The organism is Pseudomonas sp. A2 (assembly GCF_023100865.1).
Taxonomy (GTDB): Bacteria; Pseudomonadota; Gammaproteobacteria; order Pseudomonadales; family Pseudomonadaceae; genus Aquipseudomonas; species Aquipseudomonas asiatica.
This window is the reverse complement of record NZ_CP039127.1, coordinates 1,485,351-1,511,067: the sequence shown is the minus strand read 5'-3', so window position 1 is coordinate 1,511,067 and position 25,717 is coordinate 1,485,351. Positions and strand designations below refer to the sequence as shown.

The following is a 25,717-nucleotide window of genomic DNA, read 5'->3' as shown; positions in this document are numbered from 1 at the left end:
TCAAGCCTCGGCTTTGTAGTTGTAACCGATCGGGTGCGGCAGGTTGCGAGCCTTGGCCAGCTCGATCTGCTTCTGCCGGTCGATGGCGCTACGCCGGGTCTTCTCGCTCAGGGTGTCCCAGCAATGCGGGCAGCTGACCCCTGGCGAATAGTGCTCGGACGCGCGCTCCTCTGCGTTGATCGGGTGGCGGCAGGCGTGGCACTGGTCGTACTCGCCTTCGCTCAGGTCATGGCGCACCGTGACGCGGTTGTCGAAGACGAAGCAGTCGCCGTCCCACAGGCTTTCTTCCTGAGGCACTTCCTCGAAGTATTTCAGGATGCCGCCCTTAAGATGATAGACCTCCTCGAAGCCTTCACCGAGCATGTAGCTGGAGGCTTTTTCGCAACGGATACCGCCGGTACAGAACATGGCAACCTTCTTGTGCTTGCTGGGGTCGAAGTTGGCCTTGATGTAGTCGGGGAACTCGCGGAAGGTTTCGGTCTTCGGGTCGATGGCGCCCTTGAAGGTGCCGATTGCCACTTCATAGTCGTTGCGGGTGTCGATCAGCAGTACTTCCGGGTCGCTGATCAGCGCGTTCCAGTCCTTGGGCTCGACGTAGGTGCCGACCACCTGGTTCGGGTCCACGCCCGGTACGCCGAGGGTTACGATCTCTTTCTTGAGCTTGACCTTGGTGCGGTAGAACGGCTGTTCGTCGCAGTACGATTCCTTGTGGTCGACATCGGCCAGGCGTGGGTCGTTGCGCAGCCAGGCCAGCAGGCCGTCGATGCCTTCGCGGGTGGCCGACACGGTGCCGTTGATGCCCTCGCGGGCCAGCAGCAGGGTGCCCTTGACGTTGTTGTCGAGCATGGTCTTGAGCAGCGGCTCGCGCAGCTCGACGTAGTCTTCCAGGGTGACGAACTTGTACAGCGCCGCGACGACGATGGGTTGGGACATGAAGCAGGATCTCCAGTGGTTGCCCTCGTAAGGGGCGGACCGGGTTTGACAGTGTGACAAAAAAGCAGGGGGCGCTTTGCGCCCCATTCGCGGCACAAGGCCGCTCCTACAGGGGAATGCACCAGCCGACGGGCTGCGCTATCCCTGTAGGAGCGGCCTTGTGCCGCGAATGGGCCGCAAAGCGGCCCCCGGATTTTGCAGGATTCTACCAGAACAACAGCAAGGTTTCAGTGCCCGCCGCCCGCGCACACCGGCGAGGCCGGTGCAACGCCGACCTTGGCCCACTCTTCGGCGGTGTAGGTGTGGATGGCCAGGGCATGGATCTCGCCCATCAGCTCACCCATGGTGGCGTACACCTTCTGGTGGCGCTTGACGCTGTTCAACCCGGCAAATTGCTCGCTGACGATCACTGCCTTGTAGTGGGTCTCCTGACCACGACTGTGCATGTGGCTTTCATTGAGCACTTGCAGGTGTTGCGGCGCCAGGGCGGCCAGCTGCTGTTCGATACGCTGTTGCATGGTCATCGCGGCGTACTCACTTCTTCGCCGGGGCGGCGGCCTTGCCAGCGTTCGGGTCCAGTTCCTTGGTCATGTCATCCAGCAGCTTGTTCACCACCGGTACCGCTGGCTCCAGACTCTGCTGGGTCAGCTGGGCCGACTGCTGGGTGACCTTGGGCATTTCGCGCAGCACTTTCTTGCCCAGCGGCGATTCGTAGAACTTGACCAGGTCCTTGAGCTCCTGCTCGGTGAAGGTCTGGGTGTACAGGTCGACCATCTTCGGCTTCAGCTTGTTCCAGCCGATGGCGTTGTCCAGCGCGGCGTTGGCCTTGGCCTGGTAGCTTTCCAGCACCGGCTGCTTGGTGGCCGGGGCCTTGGTCTGGGCGAAACGCTGGGCGAACATCTGCTGGACCTGCATGTACACCGGGGTGCCCAGCTTGTCGGCGTTGGCCAGGGTCAGGAATTTCTCGGCAGCAGCGTTGTGGCTGGCGGTGGCAGCGAGTACCTGGCCGCTGGCGCAAGCCAGGGCAACGGCGGCACAAAGGACACGGAGACGGGTCATTGCATTTCCTTCAGAAGAGAGGGAGGCGGGTACCTCAGAGTAGAGCATTCTGCGCCGTGGTGGCGATGTGCTCAAGTGGCACGACGAGCGACGGAACCGCTCGGTCGAATCAGGGCCTAAACTGCGATTTCGAACTACAAGGGAGTGAGTACAGAATGAGCCGTATCGAGACAGACAGCCTGGGCCCGGTCGAAGTTCCTGAGGACGCCTACTGGGGTGCGCAGACCCAGCGTTCGCTGATCAACTTCGCCATTGGCAAGGAACGCATGCCCATCGCGGTGCTGCATGCCCTGGCGCTGATCAAGAAGGCCGCGGCACGCGTCAACGACCGCAACGGCGACTTGCCGGCCGACATCGCCCGGCTGATCGAACAGGCCGCCGACGAAGTGCTTGGCGGCGAGCATGACGACCAGTTCCCGCTGGTGGTCTGGCAGACCGGCAGCGGCACCCAGAGCAACATGAACGTCAACGAAGTGATCGCCGGGCGGGCCAATGAACTGGCCGGCAAGGGCCGTGGCGGCAAGGCGCCCGTGCACCCCAACGACCACGTCAACCGCTCGCAGAGCTCCAACGACTGCTTCCCCACCGCCATGCACATCGCTGCGGCGCAGGCGGTGCACGAAAAGCTGCTGCCGGCCATCGCCGAGCTGTCCTCGGGGCTGGCCGAGCTGTCGGCACGCCACCACAAGCTGGTAAAGACCGGCCGCACGCACATGATGGACGCCACGCCGATCACCTTCGGCCAGGAGGTATCGGCCTTCGTCGCCCAACTCGACTACGCCCAGCGTGCCATCCGCGCCACCCTGCCGGCGGTGTGCGAGCTGGCTCAGGGCGGCACTGCCGTGGGCACCGGGCTCAACGCCCCGCACGGTTTTGCCGAAGCCATTGCCGCCGAACTGGCGGCGCTGTCCGGCCTGCCGTTCGTCACCGCGCCGAACAAGTTCGCTGCCCTCGCCGGCCACGAACCGCTGACCAGCCTGGCCGGCGCCCTGAAGACCCTGGCCGTGACCCTGATGAAAATCGCCAATGACCTGCGCCTGCTGGGTTCCGGCCCGCGCGCCGGGTTGTCCGAGGTACGCCTGCCGGCCAACGAGCCGGGCAGCTCGATCATGCCAGGCAAGGTCAACCCTACCCAGTGCGAGGCGCTGTCGATGCTGGCCTGTCAGGTGCTGGGCAACGACGCGGCGATCGGCTTTGCCGCCAGCCAGGGGCATTTGCAACTGAACGTGTTCAAGCCGGTGATCATCCACAACCTGCTGCAGTCGATCGAATTGCTGGCTGACGGCTGCCGCAACTTCCAGCAGCACTGCGTGGCGGGCATCGAGCCGGATGCCGAGCAGATGGCGGCACACCTGGAGCGGGGGTTGATGCTGGTGACGGCACTTAACCCGCATATTGGCTATGACAAGGCAGCGGAAATTGCCAAGAAGGCCTATGGCGAAGGCAAGACCTTGCGCGAGGCGGCACTGGAGTTGAAGTACCTGACCAATGAGCAGTTCGACCAGTGGGTGAGGCCGGAGAACATGCTGGCTCCGGGGGGTAAGGGCTGAGTCGTGCACTGCCTTTACCGGCCCTTTCGCGGGTGAACCCGCTCCCACAGGATTACCACAAGGCTGAATATTGTGGGATCCCTGTGGGAGCGGGTTCACCCGCGAAGAGGCCGGTACAGGCGATCATTGAGCCTGGGCCAACCGCGCCCTGCGGGCGCGCCACCCGGCCGCCAGCGAAGGCCCCAGCGCCACCAGCGCCGAGCCCAGCACCACGGTCACCGCCCCCACATAGCCCAGGGCATTGATGTCCTCGGCGTGCACATAATCAGGCCACACCAACGCCGCCAGTGCCACCGCGACAAAGGTCACCAGCGGGGTCAGCGCCAGCGTGGCACTCACCCGCGACGCCTCCCAGTGCGCCAGCGCCTCGGCGAACGCGCCATAGGCCACCAGGGTGTTCAGGCAACAGGCCAGCAACAGCCAGCCTTGCACCGGGGTCAGCTGCAACGCCTCCAACGGGTGGGCCCAGGGTGTCAGCAGCGCGGCGCAACTGAGGTAGATCACCATCATTACCTGCTGCGAATGCCACACCGTCAGCAACTGCTTCTGGCTGAGCGCATAGAACACCCAGACGCTGGTGGCCAGCAGGATGGTCAGCACGCCGGTGGTATAGGTGCCGAGCGAGGTCAGCAGCTCTTCCAGGCGCTGGTTGAAAAACAGCCCGAACCCCGCCAGCAGGATCAGCAGACCCACGCCCTGCCCCAGGCTGAAGCGCTCGCGAAACACGAACACGCTGGCCACCAGCAACAGCACCGGGCCGATCTGCACGACCAGTTGCGCGGTGCCCGGGCTGAGCAGGTTCAGGCCAATCAGGTACAGCACGTAGTTGCCCATCAGGCCAAGCACGGCCACTACCACCAGGCCTTTGCCCTTGGGCGCCAGTTTGCGCAAGGAAGGCAACCTGCGCTTGGCGGCCAGCCAGGCGAACAGCAGGCCGCCGGAGACCAGCAGGCGGTACCAGGTGACGGTGACCGGGTCGACCACTTGCAGCACCTGCTTGAGCTTGATCGGCAGGATGCCCCAGAGCAACGCCGTCAAAAGTGCCAGGAAAAGGCCATAGCCCCAGCGGCCGGTAATGGTGTGCATAGAATCCTCGATCGAGCCCGTGGTGGGGGTGGTTGAATTCTACGGGCTTGGAGGGCGGGGACGGTGGTGGGTGCCGGGAAAAGAATTCATCAGGTCATTCTTCTGCGGCATGGCTTGGCAGTTGTGCTGCCTGTTCTGACCTATTCGCGGGTAAACCCGCTCCCACAAGGATCACACAAGATTCAGCCCTGTGGTATTTCTGTGGGAGCGGGTTCACCCGCGAAGAGGCCAGAACAGGCAAACAGGAACTTCGATTATTTCTTGTCCCTGGCAAACGCCGCCTCAAGCGCCTGGTTGATGGTGCGCAACACCTTCACCCGCGCCCAGCGCTTATCGTTGGCCTCCACCAGCGTCCACGGCGCAATTTCGGTGCTGGTGCGGTCGACCATGTCGCCCACCGCCTGGACATAGTCGTCCCACTTGTCGCGGTTGCGCCAGTCATCCTCGGTGATCTTGTAACGCTTGAACGGGATCTGCTCGCGCTCTTCGAAACGCTCCAGCTGGGTCTGCTGGTCGATCGCCAACCAGAACTTGACCAACACCGTGCCGGCATTCACCAGCTGTTCCTCGAAATCGTTGATCTCGCTGTAGGCACGCATCCAGTCCGCCGGGCTGCAGAAGCCTTCCACACGTTCCACCAGCACCCGCCCATACCAGGAACGGTCGAAGATGGTGAACTTGCCACGCGCCGGAATGTGCCGCCAGAACCGCCACAGGTATGGCTGCGCGCGTTCTTCTTCAGTGGGTGCGGCAATGGGCACGATGCGGTACTGGCGCGGGTCCAGCGCTGCCGCCACGCGGCGGATGGCACCGCCCTTGCCGGCAGCGTCGTTGCCTTCGAACACCGCCACCAGGGCATGCCGGCGCATGTGCTTGTGGCGCAGCAGGCCGGCCAGGCGGGCCTGCTCGGTGACCAGTTGCTCCTGGTAGTCGGACTTGTCCAGGCGCAAGGTCATGTCCAGCGCGCCGAGCAGGCTGCGCTGGTCGATGCTGCGGCCCAGCGGGGCGACGTTGCCCTGGTGCTTGCCTTTGGGGTTGTTGTCCAGTGCCGCCTGCAGGCTTTCCAGCAGGATGCGCCCTACCGCCAGGCTGCGGTAGTTCGGGTCGACGCCCTCGATGACATGCCATGGCGCGTAGTCGCGGCTGGTGCGGCGCAGCACGCGCTCACCAAAGCGCACGAAACGGTCGTAGGTTTCCGACTGCTGCCAGTCCAGCGGGCTGATCTTCCAGCTGTGCAGCGGGTCGTCCTTGAGCGATTTCAGCCGCGCCTTCATCTGCTTCTTGGACAGGTGGAACCAGAACTTGATGATCAGCGCACCTTCGTCGCACAGCATCTCTTCCAGGCGTTCGGCGCCGGTGATGGCCTGGTCGAGCACGGCATCCTTGAACACCCCGTGCACCCGCCCCTGCAGCATCTGGCTGTACCAGTTGCCGAAGAACACGCCCATCCGCCCCTTGGGTGGCAGGGCCCGCCAGTAGCGCCAGGCCGGCGGGCGGGCCAGCTCTTCGTCGGTCTGCTGGTCGAAGGTGAGCACATCGATCATGCGCGGGTCCATCCACTCGTTCAGCAGTTTGACCGTCTCGCCCTTGCCGGCGCCTTCGATACCGTTGATCAGCACGATCACCGGGAAGCGCGCCTGCTGCTTGAGTTCGTACTGGGCTTCGAGCAGGGCCTCGCGCAAAGCGGGTACCTCGGCGTCGTAAGCCTCCTTGTCGATGCTGTGGCCGATTTCTGCGGATTCGAACATGCACTGGCTCCTTCAATGGATAAGCAAGACTAGCGGATTTGAAGGCTTGTGCAGTACCTGTGGGAGCGGGCGTGCCGGCGATAGGGCCGGCACAGCCAGCGTAAAATCCTCAGATGGCATAAAATCCGCCCATCCGCTGCAACCGAGCCAACCATGTCCACCCTCCTCCAGCACGCCCAGATCGACTGGGACGACCAGGGCCGCCCCCATTCGCGGCAATACGACGACGTCTATTTCGCAGTCAACGAAGGCATCGAAGAAACCAGGCACGTGTTTCTCGGGCAAACCCGTCTGGCCGAGCGCTTTGCCAACCTCGCCCCGCACGCCTGCGTGATGATCGGCGAAACCGGGTTCGGCACCGGCATGAATTTCTACTGCGCCTGGCAACTGTTCGAGCAGCACGCCCATGCCGAGTCCCGCCTGCATTTCGTCAGCGTCGAAAAATACCCCCTCGGTCGCGACGACCTGGCCCGTGCCATACGCCTGTGGCCGGAACTGACGGCCTACAGCCAGCCCCTGCTGGAGCAGTACGTGGCGGTGCACCCTGGCTTCCAGCAGTTCACCTTCGACAACGGCCGGGTCACCCTCACCCTGCTGATAGGCGACGTACTGGAGCAGTTGCCGCAACTCGATGCGCAGATCGATGTGTGGTTCCTCGACGGCTTCGCGCCGGCCAAGAACCCCGACATGTGGACCCCGGAGCTGTTCGCGCAACTGGCACGGCTGTCACACCCGGGCACGGTGCTAGGCACCTTCACCACCACCGGCTGGGTACGCCGCAGCCTGGTCGATGCCGGCTTCGCCATGAAGAAGGTGCCGGGCATCGGCAAGAAATGGGAAGTGATGAGCGGCGCCTATGTCGGCCCTGTGCCCAGCCCCGGTGCGCCATGGTATGCGCGCCCGGCTGCCGTTGCAGGGCCGCGTGAAGCGCTGGTGATAGGCGCCGGGCTCGCCGGCAGCACCACCGCCGCCAGCCTGGCACGGCGTGGCTGGCAGGTTACCGTGCTGGAACGCCACGACACGCCGGCTCAGGAAGCTTCGGGTAACCCGCAAGGGGTGCTGTACCTCAAGTTGTCCGCCCATGGCACGGCGTTGTCGCAGATGATCCTCGCCGGTTTCGGTTACACCCGGCGCCAGTTGCAGCGCCTGCAACGTGGCCACGACTGGGATGCCTGCGGCGTGCTGCAACTGGCCTTCGACAGCAAGGAAGCCGAACGCCAGGGCAAACTGGCTGACGCCTTCGAACATGGCCTGCTGCACTCGCTGGAACGTGCAGAAGCCGAAGCCATCGCAGGTGTGGCCTTGCCGGCTGGCGGGCTGTTCTATCCCGAAGGTGGCTGGGTGCACCCGCCGGCGCTGTGCCAGCAGCAGTTGCAGCACCCGGGTATTCGCCTGCTGACGCACCAGGAGGTGCTCGAGCTGCGCAAGGTCGACGGGCAGTGGCAAGCCTGGGCTGGCGAACGTTTGCTGGCCAGCGCGCCGGTGGTGGTGCTGGCCGGTGCCGCCGACGTACTGCGCTTCGAACCATGCGCGCAGCTGCCACTCAAGCGCATCCGCGGGCAGATCACCCGCCTGCCGGCCACCCCCAGCAGCCGCGCGCTGCGCACCGTGGTGTGTGCGGAAGGCTATGTAGCGCCGCCGCGCGGGGATGAACACACCTTGGGCGCGAGCTTCGACTTCCACAGCACAGACCTGGCGCCGACGGTAGCCGAGCATCAGGGCAACCTGGCATTGCTGGACGAGATTTCGGTCGATCTGGCCCAGCGCCTGGGCACCGCCGAACTGGACCCCGGGCAATTGCAGGGACGTGCAGCGTTCCGTTGCACCAGCCCGGATTACCTGCCGATCGTCGGGCCGGTGGCGGATGCGCAGGCGTTCGCCCAGGCCTATGCAGTGCTGGGCCGGGATGCGCGGCAGGTGCCGGACGTGGCCTGCCCCTGGCTGGATGGGTTGTATGTGAACAGCGGGCACGGCTCGCGCGGGTTGATCACGGCGCCGTTGAGCGGCGAACTGGTGGCGGCGTGGGTGTGCGGTGAACCGCTGCCGTTGCCACGGGCGGTGGCGGAGGCGTGCCACCCGAATCGGTTTGGGTTGCGTAAATTGATCCGCGGGAAGTGATTGCATCGGGTGCATGCCGTTGAATTGGTTGCGCCTGTGAGATCGAGCGCCGCCCGCGCGGCGCTTCGCAGCACAAGGCTGCTCCTACATCTGTTTCGGGCCAGTCATTCCTGCGATACAAGCACGCGGCCCCTTTGCGCTCACCCCGATATCGTGTCGGACAAACAAGGCGGTCGCGCGCGCATTGGTACAGGCGTTACTGGCCCGAAACAGATGTAGGAGCAGCCTTGTGCTGCGAAGCGCCGCGCGGGCGGCGCTCGATGTCCGCAACACCACAACACCCAAGACAGGCACCTGCCAACGCCACCTCATATAACAGATCGATCTAAAACTCTCGCTAACCACATGGGTCAGTTCCTTAAGGTGCCCTAATCCGGGGCACCCCCTCCCCAACGGAAAAACCGGTAAGGACCTATGTGCGGATTAGCAGGAGAGTTGCGTTTTACACCCATCGACCAAGCCCCTCGCCCAGCCGACCTGGCTGCGGTAGAGCGCATAACCCACCACCTGGCGCCCCGCGGCCCGGATGCCTGGGGCTTCCATAGCCAAGGCCCCATCGCCCTCGGCCACCGGCGCCTGAAAATCATGGACCTGTCCGACGGCTCTGCCCAGCCGATGGTGGACAACACCCTGGGCCTGTCGCTGGCCTTCAACGGCGCCATCTACAACTTCCCCGAACTGCGCCAGGAGCTGCAGGCCCTGGGCTACAGCTTCTGGTCCGACGGCGACACCGAGGTGTTGCTGAAGGGCTACCACGCCTGGGGCGCGGCCCTGCTGCCCAAGCTCAATGGCATGTTCGCCCTGGCGATCTGGGAACGCGACAACCAGCGCCTGTTCCTCGCCCGCGACCGCCTGGGCGTAAAGCCCTTGTACCTGTCGCGCAACGGCGAGCGCCTGCGCTTCGCCTCGACCCTGCCAGCGCTGCTCAAGGGTGGTGACATCGACCCGATGCTCGACCCGGTGGCACTCAACCACTACCTGAATTTCCACGCCGTGGTGCCGGCGCCACGCACCCTGCTGGCCAACGTGCAAAAGCTGGAACCCGGTACCTGGATGCGCATCGACCGCCATGGCGAAGTGGAACGCCAGACCTGGTGGCAGCTGCACTACGGCGCCAACCCCGATGAACGTGAGCTGGACCTGGAAGGCTGGACCACCCGCGTGCTCGACGCCACCCGCGACGCCGTGGCCATTCGCCAACGGGCAGCAGTGGACGTAGGTGTACTGCTGTCTGGCGGGGTCGATTCCAGCCTGCTGGTCGGCCTGCTGCGCGAAGTGGGCGTGGATGACCTGTCGACCTTCTCCATCGGTTTCGAGGATGCCGGTGGCGAACGCGGCGACGAGTTCCAGTACTCCGACCTGATCGCCAAGCACTACGGCACCCGTCACCACCAGCTGCGCATTGCCGAGCACGAAATCATCGACCAGTTGCCAGCCGCCTTCCGCGCCATGAGCGAACCCATGGTCAGCCATGACTGCATCGCCTTCTACCTGCTGTCGCGTGAAGTGGCCAGGCACTGCAAGGGGGTGCAAAGCGGCCAGGGCGCCGACGAGCTGTTCGCCGGCTACCACTGGTACCCGCAGGTGGACGGCGCAGAGGATGCCTTTGCCGCCTACCGCGAAGCCTTCTTCGATCGCAGCCACGCCGAGTACCGCGACACCGTGCAGGCACCCTGGCTGCTGGAAAGCGACGCAGCGGGCGACTTTGTCCGTGAACACTTCGCCCGCCCTGGCGCCCCCGATGCGGTAGACAAGGCGCTGCGCCTGGACAGCACGGTGATGCTGGTCGACGACCCGGTCAAACGGGTCGACAACATGACCATGGCCTGGGGCCTGGAGGCGCGCACGCCATTCCTCGACTACCGGCTGGTGGAGCTTTCGGCACGCATTCCGGCACGCTTCAAGCTGCCCGACGGCGGCAAGCAGGTGCTCAAGCAGGCGGCGCGGCGGGTGATCCCGCACGAGGTGATCGACCGCAAGAAGGGCTACTTCCCGGTGCCGGGCCTGAAGCATCTGGAAGGCGCCACCCTCGGCTGGGTACGTGAACTGCTGACCGACCCCAGCCAGGACCGCGGGCTGTTCAACCCAGCCATGCTCGACCGCCTGCTGAGCAACCCGCACGGCCAGCTGACACCGCTACGCGGCTCCAAGCTGTGGCAGCTGGCGGCGCTGAACCTGTGGCTGAGCGAACAAGGAATCTGACCGATGAAAGCCCATGAAATCGCTTACGGTCAGCGCCTGCTGCGCGGCCAGGCGCCGTCCTACGAGCGCCTGCAGGCGCGCCTGGCCGGCGACGGCAGCCAGCCCCACGACCAGCCGCGCGCCGTACATTGCGGTTGGGGCCGGCTGCTGATCGGCCACACCTACCCCAACCCGGCCGACCTGGCCGCCGACCTGCTGGAAGAACGCCCCGGCGAGCGCGATATCGCCCTGTACGTGGCCGCGCCGCAGCAGCTGCTGGCCCAGGCCCCGCAGCAACTGTTCCTCGACCCGTCCGACACCCTGCGCCTGTGGTTCACCGACTACCGCCCGGCGCAGCGGGTGTTCCGCGGCTTTCGTGTGCGCCGGGCGCAGAACCCGGGCGACTGGCAGGCGATAAACACCTTGTACCAGGCGCGCGGCATGTTGCCGGTGGACGCCGAGCTGCTTACGCCACTGCACCTGGGCGGCCCGGCGTACTGGCTGGCCGAGGACGAAGACAGCGGCGCGGTGATCGGCAGCGTCATGGGCCTGAACCACGCCAAGGCGTTCGACGACCCCGAGCACGGCAGCAGCCTCTGGTGCCTGGCGGTAGACCCGCACTGCACCCGCCCTGGCGTGGGCGAGGTGCTGGTGCGCCACCTGATCGAACACTTCATGAGCCGCGGCCTGGCCTACCTGGACCTGTCGGTGCTGCACGACAACCGCCAGGCCAAGCGCCTTTACCAGAAGCTGGGTTTTCGCAACCTGCCGACCTTCGCGGTCAAGCGCAAGAACGGCATCAACGAACAGCTGTTTCTGGGGCCGGGGCCTCAAGCCGACCTCAACCCCTACGCACGCATCATCGTCGACGAAGCGCTGCGTCGAGGCATCGAGGTACAAGTCGACGATGCCGCCGGCGGCCTGTTCACCCTCAGCCTGGGCGGGCGCCGCATTCGCTGCCGTGAATCGCTCAGCGACCTGACCAGCGCCGTGACCATGACCCTGTGCCAGGACAAGCGCCTTACCCAACATGCCTTGCACAATGCCGGGCTGCAGGTGCCGGCGCAGCAGCTGGCCGGCAATGCCGACGACAACCTGGCGTTTCTCGAAGAGCATGGCGCGGTGGTGGTCAAGCCGGTCGATGGCGAGCAAGGCCAGGGCGTGGCGGTGAACCTCACCTGCATCGACGACATCACCCACGCCGTGGCGCATGCCCGCCAGTTCGACAGCCGCGTGTTGCTGGAAAGCTTCCATGCCGGGCATGACCTGCGCATCGTGGTGATCGGCTATGAAGTGGTGGCGGCAGCCATCCGCCACCCAGCGCAAGTGCTGGGCGATGGCAAGCACAGCATCCGCGAGCTGATCGATGCCCAGAGCCGTCGGCGCCAGGCCGCAACCGGTGGCGAAAGCCGCATTCCACTGGACGACGAAACCGAGCGCACCCTGCGCGCGGCGGGCTTTGGCTACGACGACGTGTTGCCCGCCGGCCAGCGCCTGGCCGTGCGACGCACCGCCAACCTGCACACCGGCGGCACCCTGGAAGACGTGACCGAACGCCTGCACCCGGTGCTGGCCGACGCCGCCGTGCGCGCTGCACGGGCGCTGGAGATCCCGGTGGTGGGGCTGGACTTCATGGTGCGTGATGCCGGGCAACCGGAGTACGTGATCATCGAGGCCAACGAGCGTGCCGGCTTGGCCAACCATGAACCGCAACCGACCGCCGAGCGTTTTATCGATCTGCTGTTTCCGCATAGCCGGCCTTTGGCGTAACCGCTGCTGGCCTCTTCGCGGGTAAACCCGCTCCCACAGGTACGGTGCTGCACTCGGGCTCTGTGGGGGCACTGTGGGAGCGGGCGTGCCCGCGAAGAGGCCGGCACAGGAGTAAAGGAGTCCCCAACCATGTCCGACCGACATCCCGAACCTGATCTCGACTACCTCAAGCGCGTGCTGTTGGAGATGCTCGCCATCCCCAGCCCCACCGGTTTCACCGACACCATTGTGCGCTACGTGGCCGAACGCCTGGACGAACTGGGCATCCCTTTCGAGCTGACCCGCCGCGGCACCATCCGCGCCACACTCAAGGGCCGCCAGACCTCACCCGACCGCGCCGTGTCCGCTCACCTGGACACCATCGGCGCCAGCGTGCGCCAGTTGCAGGACAACGGCCGCCTGGCCCTGGCGCCAGTCGGTTGCTGGTCCAGCCGCTTCGCCGAAGGCAGCCGGGTCAGCGTATTCACCGACACCGGCGTGTACCGGGGCAGCGTGCTGCCGCTGATGGCCAGCGGGCATGCTTTCAACACCGCCATCGACCAGATGCCGGTCAGCTGGGAGCACGTTGAGGTACGCCTGGACGCCTACTGCGCCACCCGCGCCGACTGCGAGGCGCTGGGTATAGGCATCGGTGATTTCGTTGCCTTCGACCCGCTGCCCGAATTCACCGAAAGCGGCCACATCAGCGCCCGCCACCTGGACGACAAGGCCGGCGTGGCAGCGCTGCTGGCGGCGCTGAAAGCCGTGGTGGAAAGCGGCCGCCAACCGTTGATCGACTGCCACCCGCTGTTCACCATCACCGAAGAGACCGGCTCGGGAGCGGCTGGCGCCCTGCCCTGGGACGTCAGCGAGTTCGTCGGCATCGACATCGCCCCGGTGGCGCCCGGGCAGGCCTCCAGCGAACATGCAGTGAGCGTGGCCATGCAGGACTCGTCGGGGCCTTACGACTACCACCTGTCCCGGCACCTGCTGAAACTGGCCGGCGACCACGACCTGCCGGTGCGGCGCGATCTGTTCCGCTACTACTTCAGCGATGCCCATTCGGCAGTGACGGCGGGGCACGATATTCGTACCGCGCTGGTAGCCTTTGGTTGCGATGCCACCCATGGCTACGAGCGAACACACATCGACAGCCTGGCGGCGTTGAGCCGCTTGTTGTCGGCGTACCTGCTGAGCCCGCCGGTGTTTGCCAGTGATTCGCAGCCGGCCAATGCGTCGTTGGAGCGCTTCAGCCACCAGCTGGAACATGATGCACAGATGGAGAGCGATACGCGGGTGCCGGCGGTGGATAGCCTGGTTGGCAACAAGGCTTGAGGCCCTGGGGGCTGCGTTGCAGCCCCAAAATCCCGAATGTTTCGCGTAGCATGCCCCCACCAACACCCTAGGCAACGCCACCATGCTGATCCCCTACGACCAACTGCAAGCCGAAACCCTGACCCGCCTGATCGAGGACTTCGTCACCCGCGACGGTACCGACAACGGCGACGACACCCCGCTGGAAACCCGAGTGCTGCGGGTGCGCCAGGCATTGGCCAAGGGGCAGGCGTTCATCCTGTTCGACCCGGAAAGCCAGCAGTGCCAGTTGCTGGCCAAGCATGATGTGCCCAAGGAGCTGCTCGACTAACAGGTCTGACCCCTTCGCGGGCTCGCCCGCGAAGAGGCCGGCACAGGCAACATCAAACCCTGCGGGCTTTGGCCTGCTGCCCTTCCTTGATGCGCTTGTACACCTCGGCCCGATGCACCGGTACCTGCCGCGGTGCATCCACGCCAAAGCGCACCATCCCGTCCCGCGTTTCCACGACCATGATCCGAATGTCATCACCAATCACGATGATCTCTCCCACTTCGCGCCCTATTACCAGCATGCTCCGTTCCTCCAGCGAAAGGGAAAACCGGAGCCTGCCTTGACGGCATAGGGCTACTCAATAGCTCTACCGTGATTCAGAAGCACCCTACATCTGCCGGTAACTTTCCTTACAGACGAATCATCGCGACCGAGCCTTGGCCCGCATTTTCATCGCCATCTCAGCCATCTCGTCATACAGCCGCTCAGGTGCCTGACGCTTCAGTTGCCAGGCTTGGCGCCCGGCTTCATGGGGCAGGATCAGGAACTCACCAGCGGCAACCTGCCGGTGGATGTATTCGGCGATGCCCGCCGCATTGATCGGCGAGCCTTCAAGCAGCTTGCCGACCTGGGCTTTCATCGCCGGGTTCGGCCCGCGGAACGAGTCCAGCAGGTTGGTCTGGAAGAAAGACGGGCACACCACGTGCACCGCCACTTCCAGTTCGCGTAGCTCGACCAGCAGGCTTTCCGACAGGGCCAGTACGCCGGCCTTGGCCACGTTGTAGTTGCTCATGCCCGGCCCCTGCATCAGCGCAGCCATCGAGGCGATGTTGATGATCCGCCCCTTGCTGCGCTCCAGCAGCGGCAGAAAGGCCTTGCAGCCCTTGACCACGCCCATCAGGTTGACTGCGATCTGCCAGTCCCAGTCCTCCAGCGACAGTTCGGCGAAGAACCCGCCCGAAGCAACGCCGGCGTTGTTGACGATCACATCGATACCACCGAACTGCTCGCTGCAGGCCTGGGCCAGGGCGGTGAGCTGGCTGTAGTCGCGCACGTCGCAACGCTGGGCAAAGCCATCGCCACCGGCTGCGCGGGCCAGCTCCAGGGTTTCGCGCAGGCCGGCTTCGTTGACATCGGCCAGCGCCAGGCGCCAGCCCTCGCGCGCCCAGCGCAGGGCGATCTCGCGACCGAGGCCGGACCCGGCGCCGGTAATCATGATGCGGTTTTGCATGGTGACTGGCCTTGTTCTGATGAGTTGTGCAACCAGTCTAATCAAGGCCTGGTGGGCAGGCAGGGTTCATCAGGGTAGTGAATGGACGGGCATGACTGTGTGGTTAGCCTGCACCGGCTGCTCCTGCAGGGACCGCACACACCTGTAGGAGCAGCCTTGTGCTGCGAAGAGGCCGGTACAAGCCCTACACAAATGGAATCTTTGACACTCACCACCAGTCCTTATTTACAAGAGGCCAGCAGTCCGAGGCCCTTGACCCTCAACCACGCAAGGACTCCGTCATGACAACGATTCTCATCATCATCCTGATCCTTCTGCTGATTGGTGGCTTACCGGTCTTCCCGCACTCGCGCAGCTGGGGCTATGGCCCGTCCGGCATCATCGGCGTGGTGCTGGTAGTTCTGCTGGTTTTGTTGCTGCTAGGCATGATCTAGCGGCGAAAACACAAAAAAACCGCGCCGAAGCGCGGTTTTTCATTGCCGGAAGGATCAGTGCGAAACAGCACCCGAAGCGCCCAGGCCAGTCTGCGAACGCACGAACTGCGGGAAGAACAGCGCACGTTCGTCTTCGGCAGCCTTGGACTTGTCGGTGACCGAGAAGAACCAGATACCGACGAAGGCGATCAGCATCGAGAACAGCGCCGGGTACTCGTACGGGTAGATCGGCTTCTCGTGGCCGAGGATCTGCACCCAGATGGTCGGGCCGAGGATCATCAGCGTCACCGCGCTCACCAGGCCCAGCCAGCCGCCGATCATGGCGCCGCGGGTGGTCAGCTTCTTCCAGTACATCGAGAGCAGCAGTACCGGGAAGTTGCAGCTGGCCGCGATGGAGAACGCCAGGCCGACCATGAAGGCGATGTTCTGCTTCTCGAACAGGATACCCAGGCCGATCGCCAGTACGCCCAGGGCGACGGTGGTGATCTTCGACACGCGGATCTCGTCCTTGTCGTTGGCCTTGCCCTTGCGCCATACACTGGCGTACAGGTCGTGGGACACCGCCGAGGCACCGGCCAGGGTCAGGCCGGCGACCACCGCCAGGATGGTGGCGAAGGCAACGGCCGAGATGAAGCCGAGGAACACGCTGCCACCCACGGCGTTGGCCAGGTGCACCGCTGCCATGTTGTTGCCACCCAGCAGGGCGCCAGCGGCGTCCTTGAAGTCCGGGTTGGTGCTGACCAGCAGGATGGCGCCAAAGCCGATAATGAAGGTGAGGATGTAGAAGTAACCGATGAAGCCGGTGGCGTACAGCACGCTCTTGCGCGCTTCCTTGGCGTCACTGACGGTAAAGAAGCGCATCAGGATGTGCGGCAGGCCGGCGGTACCGAACATCAGCGCCAGGCCCAGCGAGAATGCCGAGATCGGGTCCTTGACCAGGCCGCCCGGGCTCATGATCGCCTCGCCCTTGGCGTGCACCTTGATTGCCTCGGAGAACAGGGTGTTGAAGTCGAAGCCCACGTGCTTCATCACCATCAGCGCCATGAAGCTGGCACCGGACAGCAGCAACACGGCCTTGATGATCTGTACCCAGGTGGTGGCCAGCATGCCGCCAAACAGCACGTACAGGCACATCAGGATACCCACCAGGATCACCGCCACATGGTAGTCCAGGCCGAACAGCAGCTCGATCAGCTTGCCGGCACCGACCATCTGCGCGATCAGGTAGAACGCCACCACCACCAGCGAACCGGAGGCCGACAGGGTGCGGATCTCCTTCTGCCCGAGGCGGTACGAGGCCACGTCGGCGAAGGTGTACTTGCCCAGGTTGCGCAGGCGTTCGGCGATCAGGAAGAGGATGATCGGCCAGCCGACCAGGAAGCCAATCGAATAGATCAGGCCGTCGTAGCCAGAGGTGAACACGAGTGCGGAAATACCCAGGAACGAGGCGGCCGACATGTAGTCACCGGCAATCGCCAGGCCGTTCTGGAAGCCGGTGATCTTGCCCCCGGCGGCGTAGTAGTCCGACGCCGACTTGTTGCGCTTGGAGGCCCAGTAGGTGATACCGAGGGTGAAGGCGACGAAGGCCACGAACATGGCGATCGCGGAGACGTTCAGCGGTTGCTTCTGCACCTCGCCGGTCAGGGCATCGGCGGCCCACACGGCGGGTGCGAAGGCTCCGCAGGCCAGTACGGCCAGGGCTTTGGCGTGGCGAATCATTGTTGCGCCTCCTTCAGGATGGCCTTGTTCAGCTCATCGAATTCGCCGTTGGCGCGGCGTACGTAGATGGCGGTCAGGACGAATGCCGAGACGATCAGGCCGACGCCCAGGGGGATGCCCCAGGTAATCGACGACTCAGGGCTGAGCTTGGTGCCCAGGATCTGAGGACCGTAGGCGATCAGGAGGATGAAGGCGCAGTACAGGCCGAGCATGATCGCCGAGAGAATCCAGGCGAACCGTTCGCGTTTGGTGACCAGCTCCTTGAAGCGGGGGCTGTTTTGTATCGAGAGGTAAATGCTGTCGTTCATTGTTTTTGTCCTAGCAGCACAGATAGGGGTGGAACCCACGACCCTTACTTTATGCGGCTATCGGACGCCAACCAGACGACCTTAGTCTTAGATGCAACGGTGTTTTACGGATCACGCAACAAAACAGCTGCACATATCCCTGTAGGAGCAGCCTTGTGCTGCGAAGAGGCCGGTACAGGCTGCCCGAATCTTCGCAGCTTGCACCGGCCTCTTCGCAGCACAAGGCTGCTCCTACAACGGAACGGGTTGTTACTTGCCAGTCCACTCCTTCACGCGATCAGGGTGCTTGGCCACCCAGTCCTTGGCCGCCGCTTCAGGCTTGGCGCCTTCCTGGATAGCCAGCATCACTTCGCCAATCTCGTCCTTCGACTGCCAGTTGAACTTCTTCAGGAACTCCGCCACTTCCGGTGCCTTGGTGGCCAGTTCCTTGCTGCCGATGCTGTTCACGGTTTCCGCAGCGCCATACACGCCTTTCGGGTCTTCGAGGAACTTCAGCTTCCACTTGGCGAACATCCAGTGCGGTACCCAGCCGGTCACCGCAATCGACTGCTGCTTGGCATAGGCACGGCCCAGTTCCGCAGTCATCGCCGCTCCAGAGCTGGCCTGCAGCTTGTAACCGGTCAGGTCGTAGTCCTTGATGGCCTGGTCGGTCTTGAGCATTACGCCGGAGCCGGCGTCGATGCCGACGATCTTCTGCTTGAAGGTGTCATCGGTCTTGAGGTCGGCGATGCTCACCGCCTTGACGTACTCAGGGACGATCAGGCCAATCTTGGCGTCCTTGAAGTTCGGGCCGTAGTCGACCACGTTGTCCTTGTTCTTGGCCCAGTACTCGCCATGGGTTACCGGCAACCAGGCCGACAACATGGCATCGAGCTTGCCGGTGGCCACGCCCTGCCACATGATCCCGGTGGCCACGGCCTGCAACTTCACGTCGTAGCCGAGTTTCTGCTTGATTACTTCGGCAGCCACGTTGGTGGTCGCCACGCTGTCAGCCCAACCATCCACGTAACCAATGCTGACTTCTTTGGCCATTGCCTGTGCCGCACTCATGGCCAGTACCATGGCGGTGCCCACACCCAGGAAACGTCGCATTTTTGTATTAGCAGCCATCAAAGCATCCCCTCGTCAGGTCTCGGAATTTGCATCATCGTCCTGCAACAATAGTCGACCTGCTCCAGCTACGACCTATATCCGCCCCATATGCGACAGCACTATGCCATTAGCGCCATCGGCCTATGCCGCCCTGCGCGATCCTTGCATGCCAAAAGTTTGGCGCCGGGCTACTATCTACCCTTTTGCGCCTGACGATGGACCGCCCGATGCCCAGTTCTACCCGCCTGCTGCTGCCGTTGTACCTGCTTGCCTGCCTGCTCGCCCTGCTCGGGCTCGGAGGGCTCTGGTACGGGCTTGGCAAGCCGGTGCAACTGCCGGATGCGGCCAGCCCGACGCACAAGCTGCAATGCGCCTCGTATACCCCGTTCGACAAGGACCAGTCGCCCTACGACCAGCCGTTGCGCCTGCGCCCGGCCCGCATGGATGCCGACCTGGCGTTGCTGGCTGAGCGTTTCCAGTGCATCCGCACCTATTCCCAGACCGGTCTTGAAGCAATCCCGGCGCTGGCACGCAAGCATGGCCTGAAGGTGATGCTGGGTGCCTGGGTCAACGCCCACCCGGCCGACACCGAGAAAGAAATCGAGCTACTGATCGCCGCCGCCAATGCCAACCCCGACGTGGTCAGCGCGGTGATCGTCGGCAACGAGACGCTGCTACGCAAGGAGGTGACCGGCGCACACCTGGCCACGCTGATCGCCCGGGTGAAAAGCCAGGTCAAGGTGCCGGTAACCTACGCCGATGTGTGGGAATTCTGGTTGCAGCACCCGCAGGTAGCGCCTGCGGTGGACTTCCTGACTATCCACTTGCTGCCTTACTGGGAAGACGACCCGCGGAGCATCGACGAAGCCCTGGCCCACGTCGCCGATGTGCGCCGGGTGTTCGCCACGCGCTTCGCGCCGAAGGACATTCTGATCGGTGAAACCGGCTGGCCCAGCGAAGGCCGCCAGCGCGAAACCGCACAGCCCAGCCGGGTCAACGAGGCGCGTTTCATTCGCGGGTTCGTGGCCATGGCCGAAAGCAACGGCTGGCACTACAACCTGATCGAGGCGTTCGACCAGCCATGGAAGCGCGCCAATGAAGGGGCGGTTGGTGGTTACTGGGGGCTTTACGATGCCGACCGGCAGGACAAGGGCATACTCGAAGGGCCGGTGAGCAACCTGCCTTACTGGCCGCAGTGGTTGCTGGCCAGTGCCGTGCTGACGGTGGTGATGCTGATGCTTGCCGGGCGCCCCGCCACCCCGGCGGCAGCCATGCTGCTGCCGTTGCTGGCAGCGTTTGGGGCAGGCTGCCTGGGGCTCTGGGGCGAGCTGATGCGCACCCATGCGCGTTTTGCCGGGGAGTGGCTGTGGGCGGTGCTGCTGGCAGGACTGAACCTGCTGGTGCTGGCCCATGCCGTGCTGGCCCTGGCACGGCGCGCGGGCTGGCGCGAGCGCCTGTACGCCTGGTTGCAGGCGCGGGCCGGCTGGCTGTTGCTGGCGGCGGGTTTTGCCGCGGCGGTGAGCATGCTGGCGATGGTGTTCGACCCACGCTACCGCAGCTTCCCCAGCGCGGCGTTGGCGTTGCCGGCGCTGGTGTTTGCAGTGTGGCCGGTGCGGGCGCGGCGTGCGGAGGTGGCGTTACTGGCGTTCATCGTCGGTGCCGGGGTGGCGCCTCAGTTGTTTGTGGAAGGGTTGGAGAACCAACAGGCCTGGGGGTGGGCAGTGGTCAGTGTGCTGATGACCGCGGCCTTGTGGCGTAGCTTGCGGCTGCGCCCGGCCTGATATCTTTGGGACCGCGCCGATTTCATAGGCAGCATAACTCCTATGGGAGCTGGCTTGCCTGCGATGGGCCGCAAAGCGGCCCCTTTCAGCCTTGATCCGGCAACCTGACCAACCGCAACCCCGCCAGCACCAGCGCGAACACGGCAATGCTGGCGGTATACAGCACCAGTGCCGGCACCGCGAACACCAACGCCACCACCGCCAGCCACCAGCCGCCACGGCCGGCAACGACCTGCGCCAGCAGCGCCAGCGCCAGCCCGCTCCAGGCCATCACCTGATGATGAATGCCCAACCCCAGCAAAGACCGCACCTCACACTGCCAGTACGCCGCCGGCGCCGTGCACAGCCCCACCCACTGCCCGTCCTCCATCAGCCCATAGCGCACGCCATAACTGGCAGCAAGCCAGAGCCCCAGAAACAGCACAAGCAGCGCAGCCGGCAGCGAACGAGACATCCAGCTCTCCAATAGCGGTAATCGAAAGCATCCATGATCGCTTATGCCCAGTTGTAAGGCAAAATCACATCCCTGCAGCTATGTTGCAGATAACAAGCACACCAAAGACCACCGCACCTGGCAACTTTGCCCGGCCCGTTGTGGTCCTAGCCTGCACACTGCTCGACCTTGCGTTCTTTTGGGGGATTACATGCTTCGATCTTTGCGCCTCGCTGCCTTGCTCGGTGGCCTGCTCATGGCTGTGGCCGCTTCGGCGCGGGATATCGACGCCGCGAGCTATGGTTTCCCCTTGACCAACCCGTTCGAGGCAACCATCGCCACCACGCCACCGGACCAGCGCCCCACCCTGCCCGAAGATGATGAAATCAACCAGTCCGACTACAGCCTCAACCTGCGCCCGGACCGTGAATTCACTCTGCCGGACAATTTCTGGGCGGTGAAAAAGCTCAAGTACCGCCTGGCCCGCCAGGACCGCGAGGCGCCGCTGATCTTCATCATCGCCGGCACCGGTGCGCCCTACACCAGCAGCATCAACGAATACCTGAAGAAGCTGTTCTACCAGGCCGGCTTCCACGTGGTGCAGCTGTCGTCGCCAACCAGTTACGACTTCATGAGCGCCGCCTCGCGCTTCGCCACCCCAGGCGTCAGCCAGGAGGATGCCGAAGACATGTACCGGGTGATGCAGGCCGTGCGTGCCCAGCACCCGCGCCTGCCGATCAGCGAGTTCTACCTCACCGGCTACAGCCTGGGCGCACTCGACGCTGCCTTTGTCAGCCACCTGGACGAAACCCGCCGCAGCTTCAACTTCAAGCGTGTACTGCTGCTGAACCCGCCGGTCAACCTGTACACCTCGATCAACAATCTGGACAAGCTGGTGCAGACCCAGGTCAAGGGCATCGACCGCAGCACCACCTTCTACGAGCTGATGTTGGCCAAGCTGACCCGCTACTTCCAGGAAAAGGGCTACATCGACCTTAATGAGGCCTTGCTGTACGACTTCCAGCAGTCGCGCCAGCACCTGTCCAACGAGCAGATGGCCATGCTGATCGGCACCTCGTTCCGCTTCTCGGCGGCCGATATTGCCTTCACCTCCGACCTGATCAACCGCCGCGGCCTGATCATTCCGCCGAAGTTCCCGATCACCGAGGGCAGCAGCCTCACGCCATTCTTCAAGCGTGCCCTGCAGTGCGACTTCGACTGCTACATGACCGAGCAGGTCATCCCCATGTGGCGCGCCCGTACCGACGGCAACAGCATCCTGCAACTGGTCAACCAGGTCAGCCTGTATGCACTTGAAGACTACCTGAGCAGCAGCGACAAGATCGCCGTGATGCACAACGCCGACGACGTCATCCTCGGCCCTGGTGACATCGGCTTCCTGCGCAAGGTGTTCGGTGAGCGTCTGACCCTTTACCCCCATGGCGGCCATTGCGGCAACCTCAATTACCGCGTCAACAGTGACGCCATGCTGGAGTTCTTCCGTGGTTAACAAACTCCTCTTCGCCACTGCCCTGTTCGCCGCCGGCCACGCCCTGGCTGCCGAAACCGCCCCCCGGGCCAGCGTGGTCGAGGCCGACCCGCAAGTCACCGAAGCGCCACTGGCGCCCGAGACCGATGGTTTCCTCGACCCGCTGCGTGAGCTGAAATTCAACCCGGGGCTGGACCAGCGCGAGTTCGAGCGCTCCACCCTGCAAGCGCTGAACGTGTACGACCCGCTGGAGTCGATCAACCGGCGCGTCTATCACTTCAACTACCGTCTGGACCAATGGGTGCTGCTGCCGATGGTAAGCGGCTACCAGTACGTCACCCCGCGCTTCGTGCGCACCGGGGTGACCAACTTCTTCAACAACCTGGGCGACGTGCCGAACCTGTTCAACAGCGTGTTGCAGCTCAAGGCCAAGCGCTCGGCCGAGATCACCGCGCGGCTGATGTTCAACACCATCATCGGCGTGGGTGGGCTTTGGGACCCGGCAACCAAGATGGGCCTGCCGCGGCAAAGTGAAGACTTTGGCCAGACCTTGGGCTTCTATGGCGTACCGGACGGGCCGTACCTGATGCTGCCGGTGCTGGGGCCTTCGAACCTGCGCGATACCACCGGGCTGGTGGTGGACTATGCAGGCGAACAGGCGATCAACTACCTGAACGTGGCCGAAGCCAGCAGCGACCACCCGGAAATCTCCGTGCTGCGCGTGGTGGACAAGCGCTACAGCACCAAATTCCGCTATGGCCAGCTCAACTCGCCGTTCGAGTACGAGAAGGTGCGGTATGTGTATACCCAGGCGCGCAAGTTGCAGATAGCGGAGTAGGCAGGCCAGGCCTCTTCGCAGCACAAGGCTGCTCCTACAAGGCGACGCGCTACCCTGTAGGAGCAGCCTTGTGCTGCGAAAAGGCCGGCACAAGCAACATCAAATCCCCAGGAACTGACAAAGCTCCCGCTTCTTGGCCAAGGCATCCTTTCGCCCCAGCTCTATCAGCTCGCTGCAGTAACTGGCCTCGAACAGCAAATAGCTCAACACCCCCGCCCCGCTGGTACGCGTCGCCCCCGGCCCACGCAGGAACATGCGCAACGCCGCCGGCAACTCGCGCCGATGTCGCGCGGCAATCTCGTCCAGCGGCTGGCTGGGCGCCACCACCAGCACGTCGATCGGCGCAAGGCCCAGGCGCCGGGCGTCCAGGTGCGCCGGCAACAGGTGGCTCAGGTGGTTGAGGCGCTGCAACAGCTCGATGTCGTCTTCCAGGCTGTCAATGAACGTACTGTTGAGCATGTGCCCGCCGATCTGCGCCAGGCTCGGCTGCTGGCCGCTGAACACGCGCTGGGTCGGCAACGGTGGCGCCGGCCGCTGCGGGTTGCCACTGACCCCGACCACCAGTACCCGGCTGGCGCCCAGGTGCAGGGCCGGGCTGATCGGTGCCGACTGGCGCACCGCACCATCGCCGAAATATTCATCACCCAGCCGCACCGGGGCGAACAGCAACGGGATGGCCGCACTGGCCAGCAGATGATCGATGGTCAATGGCGTGGGCATGCCGATACGGCGATGGCGCAACCAGGCTTCGATGGTGCCGCGGCCCTGGTAGAAGGTCACCGCCTGGCCGGACTCGTAGCCAAACGCGGTCACCGCGACGGCGCGCAGTTGCTCGGCGGCCAGGGAGTGGGCGATGCCGTCCAGGTTCAGGTGCGCCTGCAGCAAGCCGCGCAATGGGCTGCTGTCCAGGAGCGCCACTGGCGCCGGGCCACCCACGCCCAGCAGGTTGTGGGCGACGAAGCGGCTGGCCTGGCGGACCACACCGGGCCAGTCACTGCGGATGACCAGGTGGCTGCGGAAGTTCTGCCAGAAGGCGGTGAGCCGTTGTACGGCATCGCTGAAATGGGTGGCGCCGCTGGCCAGGGTGACGGCGTTGATGGCGCCAGCGGAGGTGCCGACGATGACCGGGAACGGGTTGTGCGCGCCGGCGGGCAGCAGCTCGGCGATGCCGGCCAGCACGCCCACCTGGTAGGCGGCGCGGGCGCCGCCGCCAGAAAGGATAAGACCGGTTACCGGGGGTGGGGCCATAGGAGTCCTTCCTGGGGTTGGTGGGCTGTCAGTGCCGGCCCTTTCGCGGGTAAACCCGCTCCTACAGGTTCTTCACCGGCCTTGAAGGCTGTGCAATACCTGTGGGAGCGGGTTCACCCGCGAAAGGGCCGGCACAGGCAAAACAAAATTCAGCGCTTCTTCTTGTCATACAGCCGCGGCTCCCCTTCGGGCCGCGACTTGAACCGGCGATGCGCCCACAGGTACTGCTCGGGGCATTCGCGCAACACGCTTTCCACCCACTGGTTGATTCGCAGGCAGTCAGCCTCTTCGCTCTCCCCGGGGAAATCCGCCAGCGGCGGGTGGATCACCAGGCGATAGCCGCTGCCGTCCTCCAGGCGCTTCTGGGTGAACGGAATCACCTGCGCCTTGCCCAACCGGGCAAACTTGGTGGTAGCGGTCACCGTCGCCGCCGGGATGCCGAACAGCGGCACGAACAGGCTCTGCTTGGCGCCATAATCCTGGTCGGGTGCGTACCAGATCGCCCGACCCGAACGCAGCAGCTTTAGCATGCCGCGCACGTCCTCGCGCTCCACTGCCAGCGAGTCGAGGTTATGCCGCTCGCGGCCGCTGCGCTGGATGAAGTCGAACAGCGGGTTGCCGTGCTCGCGGTACATGCCGTCGATGGTGTGCTGCTGGCCCAGCAGTGCGGCGCCGATCTCCAGGGTGGTGAAGTGCACCGCCATCAGAATGGCCCCCTGCCCCGCCTGCTGGGCGGCCTGCAGGTGCTCCAGCCCCTCGACATGGGCCAGGCGCGCCAACCGGGCCTTGGGCCACCACCAGCTCATGGCCATTTCGAAGAAGGCGATACCGGTGGAGGCGAAGTTGGCCTTGAGCAGGCGCTGCCGTTCGTCGACCGACAGCTCCGGGAAGCACAGCTCCAGGTTGCGCGCGGCAATGCGCCGCCGCTCACCGGCAAAGCGGTACATCACCGCTCCCAGCGCGGCACCGACTTTCAACAGGACCCGGTACGGCAACTGGACCACCAGCCACAGCAGGCCCAGGCCCAGCCACAGGCCCCAGAAACGTGGGTGAAGGAAATAGGGACGAAAACGCGGGCGTTCCATTGAAGCTTCCGGAAAGACAAAGGCCGCGCATTCTACAACGGATCAGCGCA

23 protein-coding genes are annotated in these 25,717 nt (G+C 64.3%); 10 read left to right on the top strand and 13 right to left on the bottom strand.

Features of this window, described 5'->3' with window-relative positions; genetic code table 11:
• The 3 genes from E5221_RS07070 to E5221_RS07060 all read right to left on the bottom strand — a co-directional run bounded on the left by E5221_RS07070 (window position 1) and on the right by E5221_RS07060 (window position 1,992).
• Window positions 1–933, bottom strand: a complete 933-nt coding sequence (locus E5221_RS07070) for a rhodanese-related sulfurtransferase (RefSeq protein ID WP_247847042.1) — start codon at window positions 931–933, stop codon at window positions 1–3.
• Between the two features lie 227 nt (window positions 934–1,160).
• Entirely contained in the window at window positions 1,161–1,457 is a 297-nt protein-coding gene (locus tag E5221_RS07065; RefSeq protein ID WP_003252644.1) for a BolA family protein, read from the bottom strand.
• Between the two features lie 10 nt (window positions 1,458–1,467).
• Complete coding sequence (locus E5221_RS07060; protein ID WP_003259051.1) at window positions 1,468–1,992, bottom strand: DUF2059 domain-containing protein; 525 nt, start codon at window positions 1,990–1,992, stop codon at window positions 1,468–1,470.
• Between the two features lie 155 nt (window positions 1,993–2,147).
• On the opposite strand from E5221_RS07060, the gene E5221_RS07055 reads away from it, so the two are divergent.
• Window positions 2,148–3,542, top strand: coding sequence for a class II fumarate hydratase (locus E5221_RS07055; protein WP_247847040.1), 1,395 nt, complete (start codon window positions 2,148–2,150; stop codon window positions 3,540–3,542).
• Window positions 3,543–3,665: 123 nt separating this feature from the next.
• On the opposite strand, the gene E5221_RS07050 is transcribed toward E5221_RS07055, so the two are convergent.
• The gene (locus E5221_RS07050) at window positions 3,666–4,628 is read right to left on the bottom strand and encodes a DMT family transporter (RefSeq protein ID WP_247847038.1); all 963 of its coding nucleotides are present in this window, start codon (window positions 4,626–4,628) and stop codon (window positions 3,666–3,668) included.
• A 254-nt stretch (window positions 4,629–4,882) separates the two neighbouring features.
• Window positions 4,883–6,376: a polyphosphate:AMP phosphotransferase gene (pap, locus tag E5221_RS07045; RefSeq protein WP_013971440.1), complete on the bottom strand. Its 1,494-nt coding sequence runs from the start codon at window positions 6,374–6,376 to the stop codon at window positions 4,883–4,885.
• A 153-nt stretch (window positions 6,377–6,529) separates the two neighbouring features.
• On the opposite strand from pap, the gene mnmC reads away from it, so the two are divergent.
• From mnmC to E5221_RS07020, 5 genes are all read left to right on the top strand, one after another.
• Window positions 6,530–8,494 carry a bifunctional tRNA (5-methylaminomethyl-2-thiouridine)(34)-methyltransferase MnmD/FAD-dependent 5-carboxymethylaminomethyl-2-thiouridine(34) oxidoreductase MnmC gene (gene mnmC, locus E5221_RS07040; RefSeq protein ID WP_247847036.1) on the top strand — a complete coding sequence of 655 codons (1,965 nt, stop codon included), beginning with the start codon at window positions 6,530–6,532 and terminating at the stop codon, window positions 8,492–8,494.
• Between the two features lie 414 nt (window positions 8,495–8,908).
• A complete protein-coding gene (locus E5221_RS07035; RefSeq protein WP_013971438.1) occupies window positions 8,909–10,696 on the top strand; it encodes an N-acetylglutaminylglutamine amidotransferase in 1,788 nt (595 codons plus the stop codon).
• Between the two features lie 3 nt (window positions 10,697–10,699).
• Complete coding sequence (ngg, locus tag E5221_RS07030) at window positions 10,700–12,445, top strand: N-acetylglutaminylglutamine synthetase (RefSeq protein ID WP_096010050.1); 1,746 nt, start codon at window positions 10,700–10,702, stop codon at window positions 12,443–12,445.
• A gap of 129 nt (window positions 12,446–12,574) precedes the next feature.
• Entirely contained in the window at window positions 12,575–13,759 is a 1,185-nt protein-coding gene (locus E5221_RS07025) for an osmoprotectant NAGGN system M42 family peptidase (protein WP_061550822.1), read from the top strand.
• Between the two features lie 82 nt (window positions 13,760–13,841).
• Window positions 13,842–14,069 carry a YheU family protein gene (locus E5221_RS07020; RefSeq protein WP_247847035.1) on the top strand — a complete coding sequence of 76 codons (228 nt, stop codon included), beginning with the start codon at window positions 13,842–13,844 and terminating at the stop codon, window positions 14,067–14,069.
• A gap of 52 nt (window positions 14,070–14,121) precedes the next feature.
• Here E5221_RS07020 and csrA read toward each other — a convergent pair whose 3' ends face one another.
• Together csrA and E5221_RS07010 are read right to left on the bottom strand one after the other, a co-directional pair.
• The gene (gene csrA, locus E5221_RS07015) at window positions 14,122–14,310 is read right to left on the bottom strand and encodes a carbon storage regulator CsrA (protein ID WP_003259056.1); all 189 of its coding nucleotides are present in this window, start codon (window positions 14,308–14,310) and stop codon (window positions 14,122–14,124) included.
• A gap of 120 nt (window positions 14,311–14,430) precedes the next feature.
• Entirely contained in the window at window positions 14,431–15,240 is an 810-nt protein-coding gene (locus E5221_RS07010; protein ID WP_247847034.1) for an SDR family oxidoreductase, read from the bottom strand.
• Window positions 15,241–15,521: 281 nt separating this feature from the next.
• Here E5221_RS07010 and E5221_RS07005 point away from each other — a divergent pair, with 281 nt between their 5' ends.
• Window positions 15,522–15,674, top strand: coding sequence for a DUF3309 family protein (locus tag E5221_RS07005; protein ID WP_013971433.1), 153 nt, complete (start codon window positions 15,522–15,524; stop codon window positions 15,672–15,674).
• Between the two features lie 54 nt (window positions 15,675–15,728).
• On the opposite strand, the gene E5221_RS07000 is transcribed toward E5221_RS07005, so the two are convergent.
• The 3 genes from E5221_RS07000 to E5221_RS06990 form a co-directional block, all read right to left on the bottom strand.
• Entirely contained in the window at window positions 15,729–17,393 is a 1,665-nt protein-coding gene (locus E5221_RS07000; RefSeq protein WP_013971432.1) for a cation acetate symporter, read from the bottom strand.
• Complete coding sequence (locus E5221_RS06995; RefSeq protein ID WP_003260090.1) at window positions 17,390–17,701, bottom strand: DUF485 domain-containing protein; 312 nt, start codon at window positions 17,699–17,701, stop codon at window positions 17,390–17,392. The genes E5221_RS07000 and E5221_RS06995 overlap by 4 nt, the downstream gene beginning before the upstream one ends.
• 249 nt (window positions 17,702–17,950) lie before the next feature.
• Complete coding sequence (locus E5221_RS06990; protein ID WP_013971431.1) at window positions 17,951–18,811, bottom strand: glycine betaine ABC transporter substrate-binding protein; 861 nt, start codon at window positions 18,809–18,811, stop codon at window positions 17,951–17,953.
• 197 nt (window positions 18,812–19,008) lie between these two features.
• Between E5221_RS06990 and E5221_RS06985 the strand changes: the two genes are divergently transcribed.
• Entirely contained in the window at window positions 19,009–20,574 is a 1,566-nt protein-coding gene (locus E5221_RS06985) for a beta (1-6) glucans synthase (RefSeq protein WP_247847033.1), read from the top strand.
• Window positions 20,575–20,659: 85 nt separating this feature from the next.
• On the opposite strand, the gene E5221_RS06980 is transcribed toward E5221_RS06985, so the two are convergent.
• The gene (locus E5221_RS06980; RefSeq protein WP_196184696.1) at window positions 20,660–21,028 is read right to left on the bottom strand and encodes a hypothetical protein; all 369 of its coding nucleotides are present in this window, start codon (window positions 21,026–21,028) and stop codon (window positions 20,660–20,662) included.
• A 190-nt stretch (window positions 21,029–21,218) separates the two neighbouring features.
• Between E5221_RS06980 and E5221_RS06975 the strand changes: the two genes are divergently transcribed.
• Both E5221_RS06975 and E5221_RS06970 read left to right on the top strand, forming a co-directional pair.
• Window positions 21,219–22,517, top strand: a complete 1,299-nt coding sequence (locus tag E5221_RS06975) for a hypothetical protein (RefSeq protein ID WP_003260096.1) — start codon at window positions 21,219–21,221, stop codon at window positions 22,515–22,517.
• Window positions 22,510–23,334 carry a VacJ family lipoprotein gene (locus E5221_RS06970; protein WP_013971427.1) on the top strand — a complete coding sequence of 275 codons (825 nt, stop codon included), beginning with the start codon at window positions 22,510–22,512 and terminating at the stop codon, window positions 23,332–23,334. The genes E5221_RS06975 and E5221_RS06970 overlap by 8 nt, the downstream gene beginning before the upstream one ends.
• A gap of 99 nt (window positions 23,335–23,433) precedes the next feature.
• Here E5221_RS06970 and E5221_RS06965 read toward each other — a convergent pair whose 3' ends face one another.
• Both E5221_RS06965 and E5221_RS06960 read right to left on the bottom strand, forming a co-directional pair.
• Window positions 23,434–24,582: a patatin-like phospholipase family protein gene (locus tag E5221_RS06965; RefSeq protein ID WP_013971426.1), complete on the bottom strand. Its 1,149-nt coding sequence runs from the start codon at window positions 24,580–24,582 to the stop codon at window positions 23,434–23,436.
• 149 nt (window positions 24,583–24,731) lie between these two features.
• Complete coding sequence (locus E5221_RS06960) at window positions 24,732–25,667, bottom strand: lipid A biosynthesis lauroyl acyltransferase (RefSeq protein ID WP_024086430.1); 936 nt, start codon at window positions 25,665–25,667, stop codon at window positions 24,732–24,734.
• Between the last annotated feature and the right edge of the window lie 50 nt (window positions 25,668–25,717).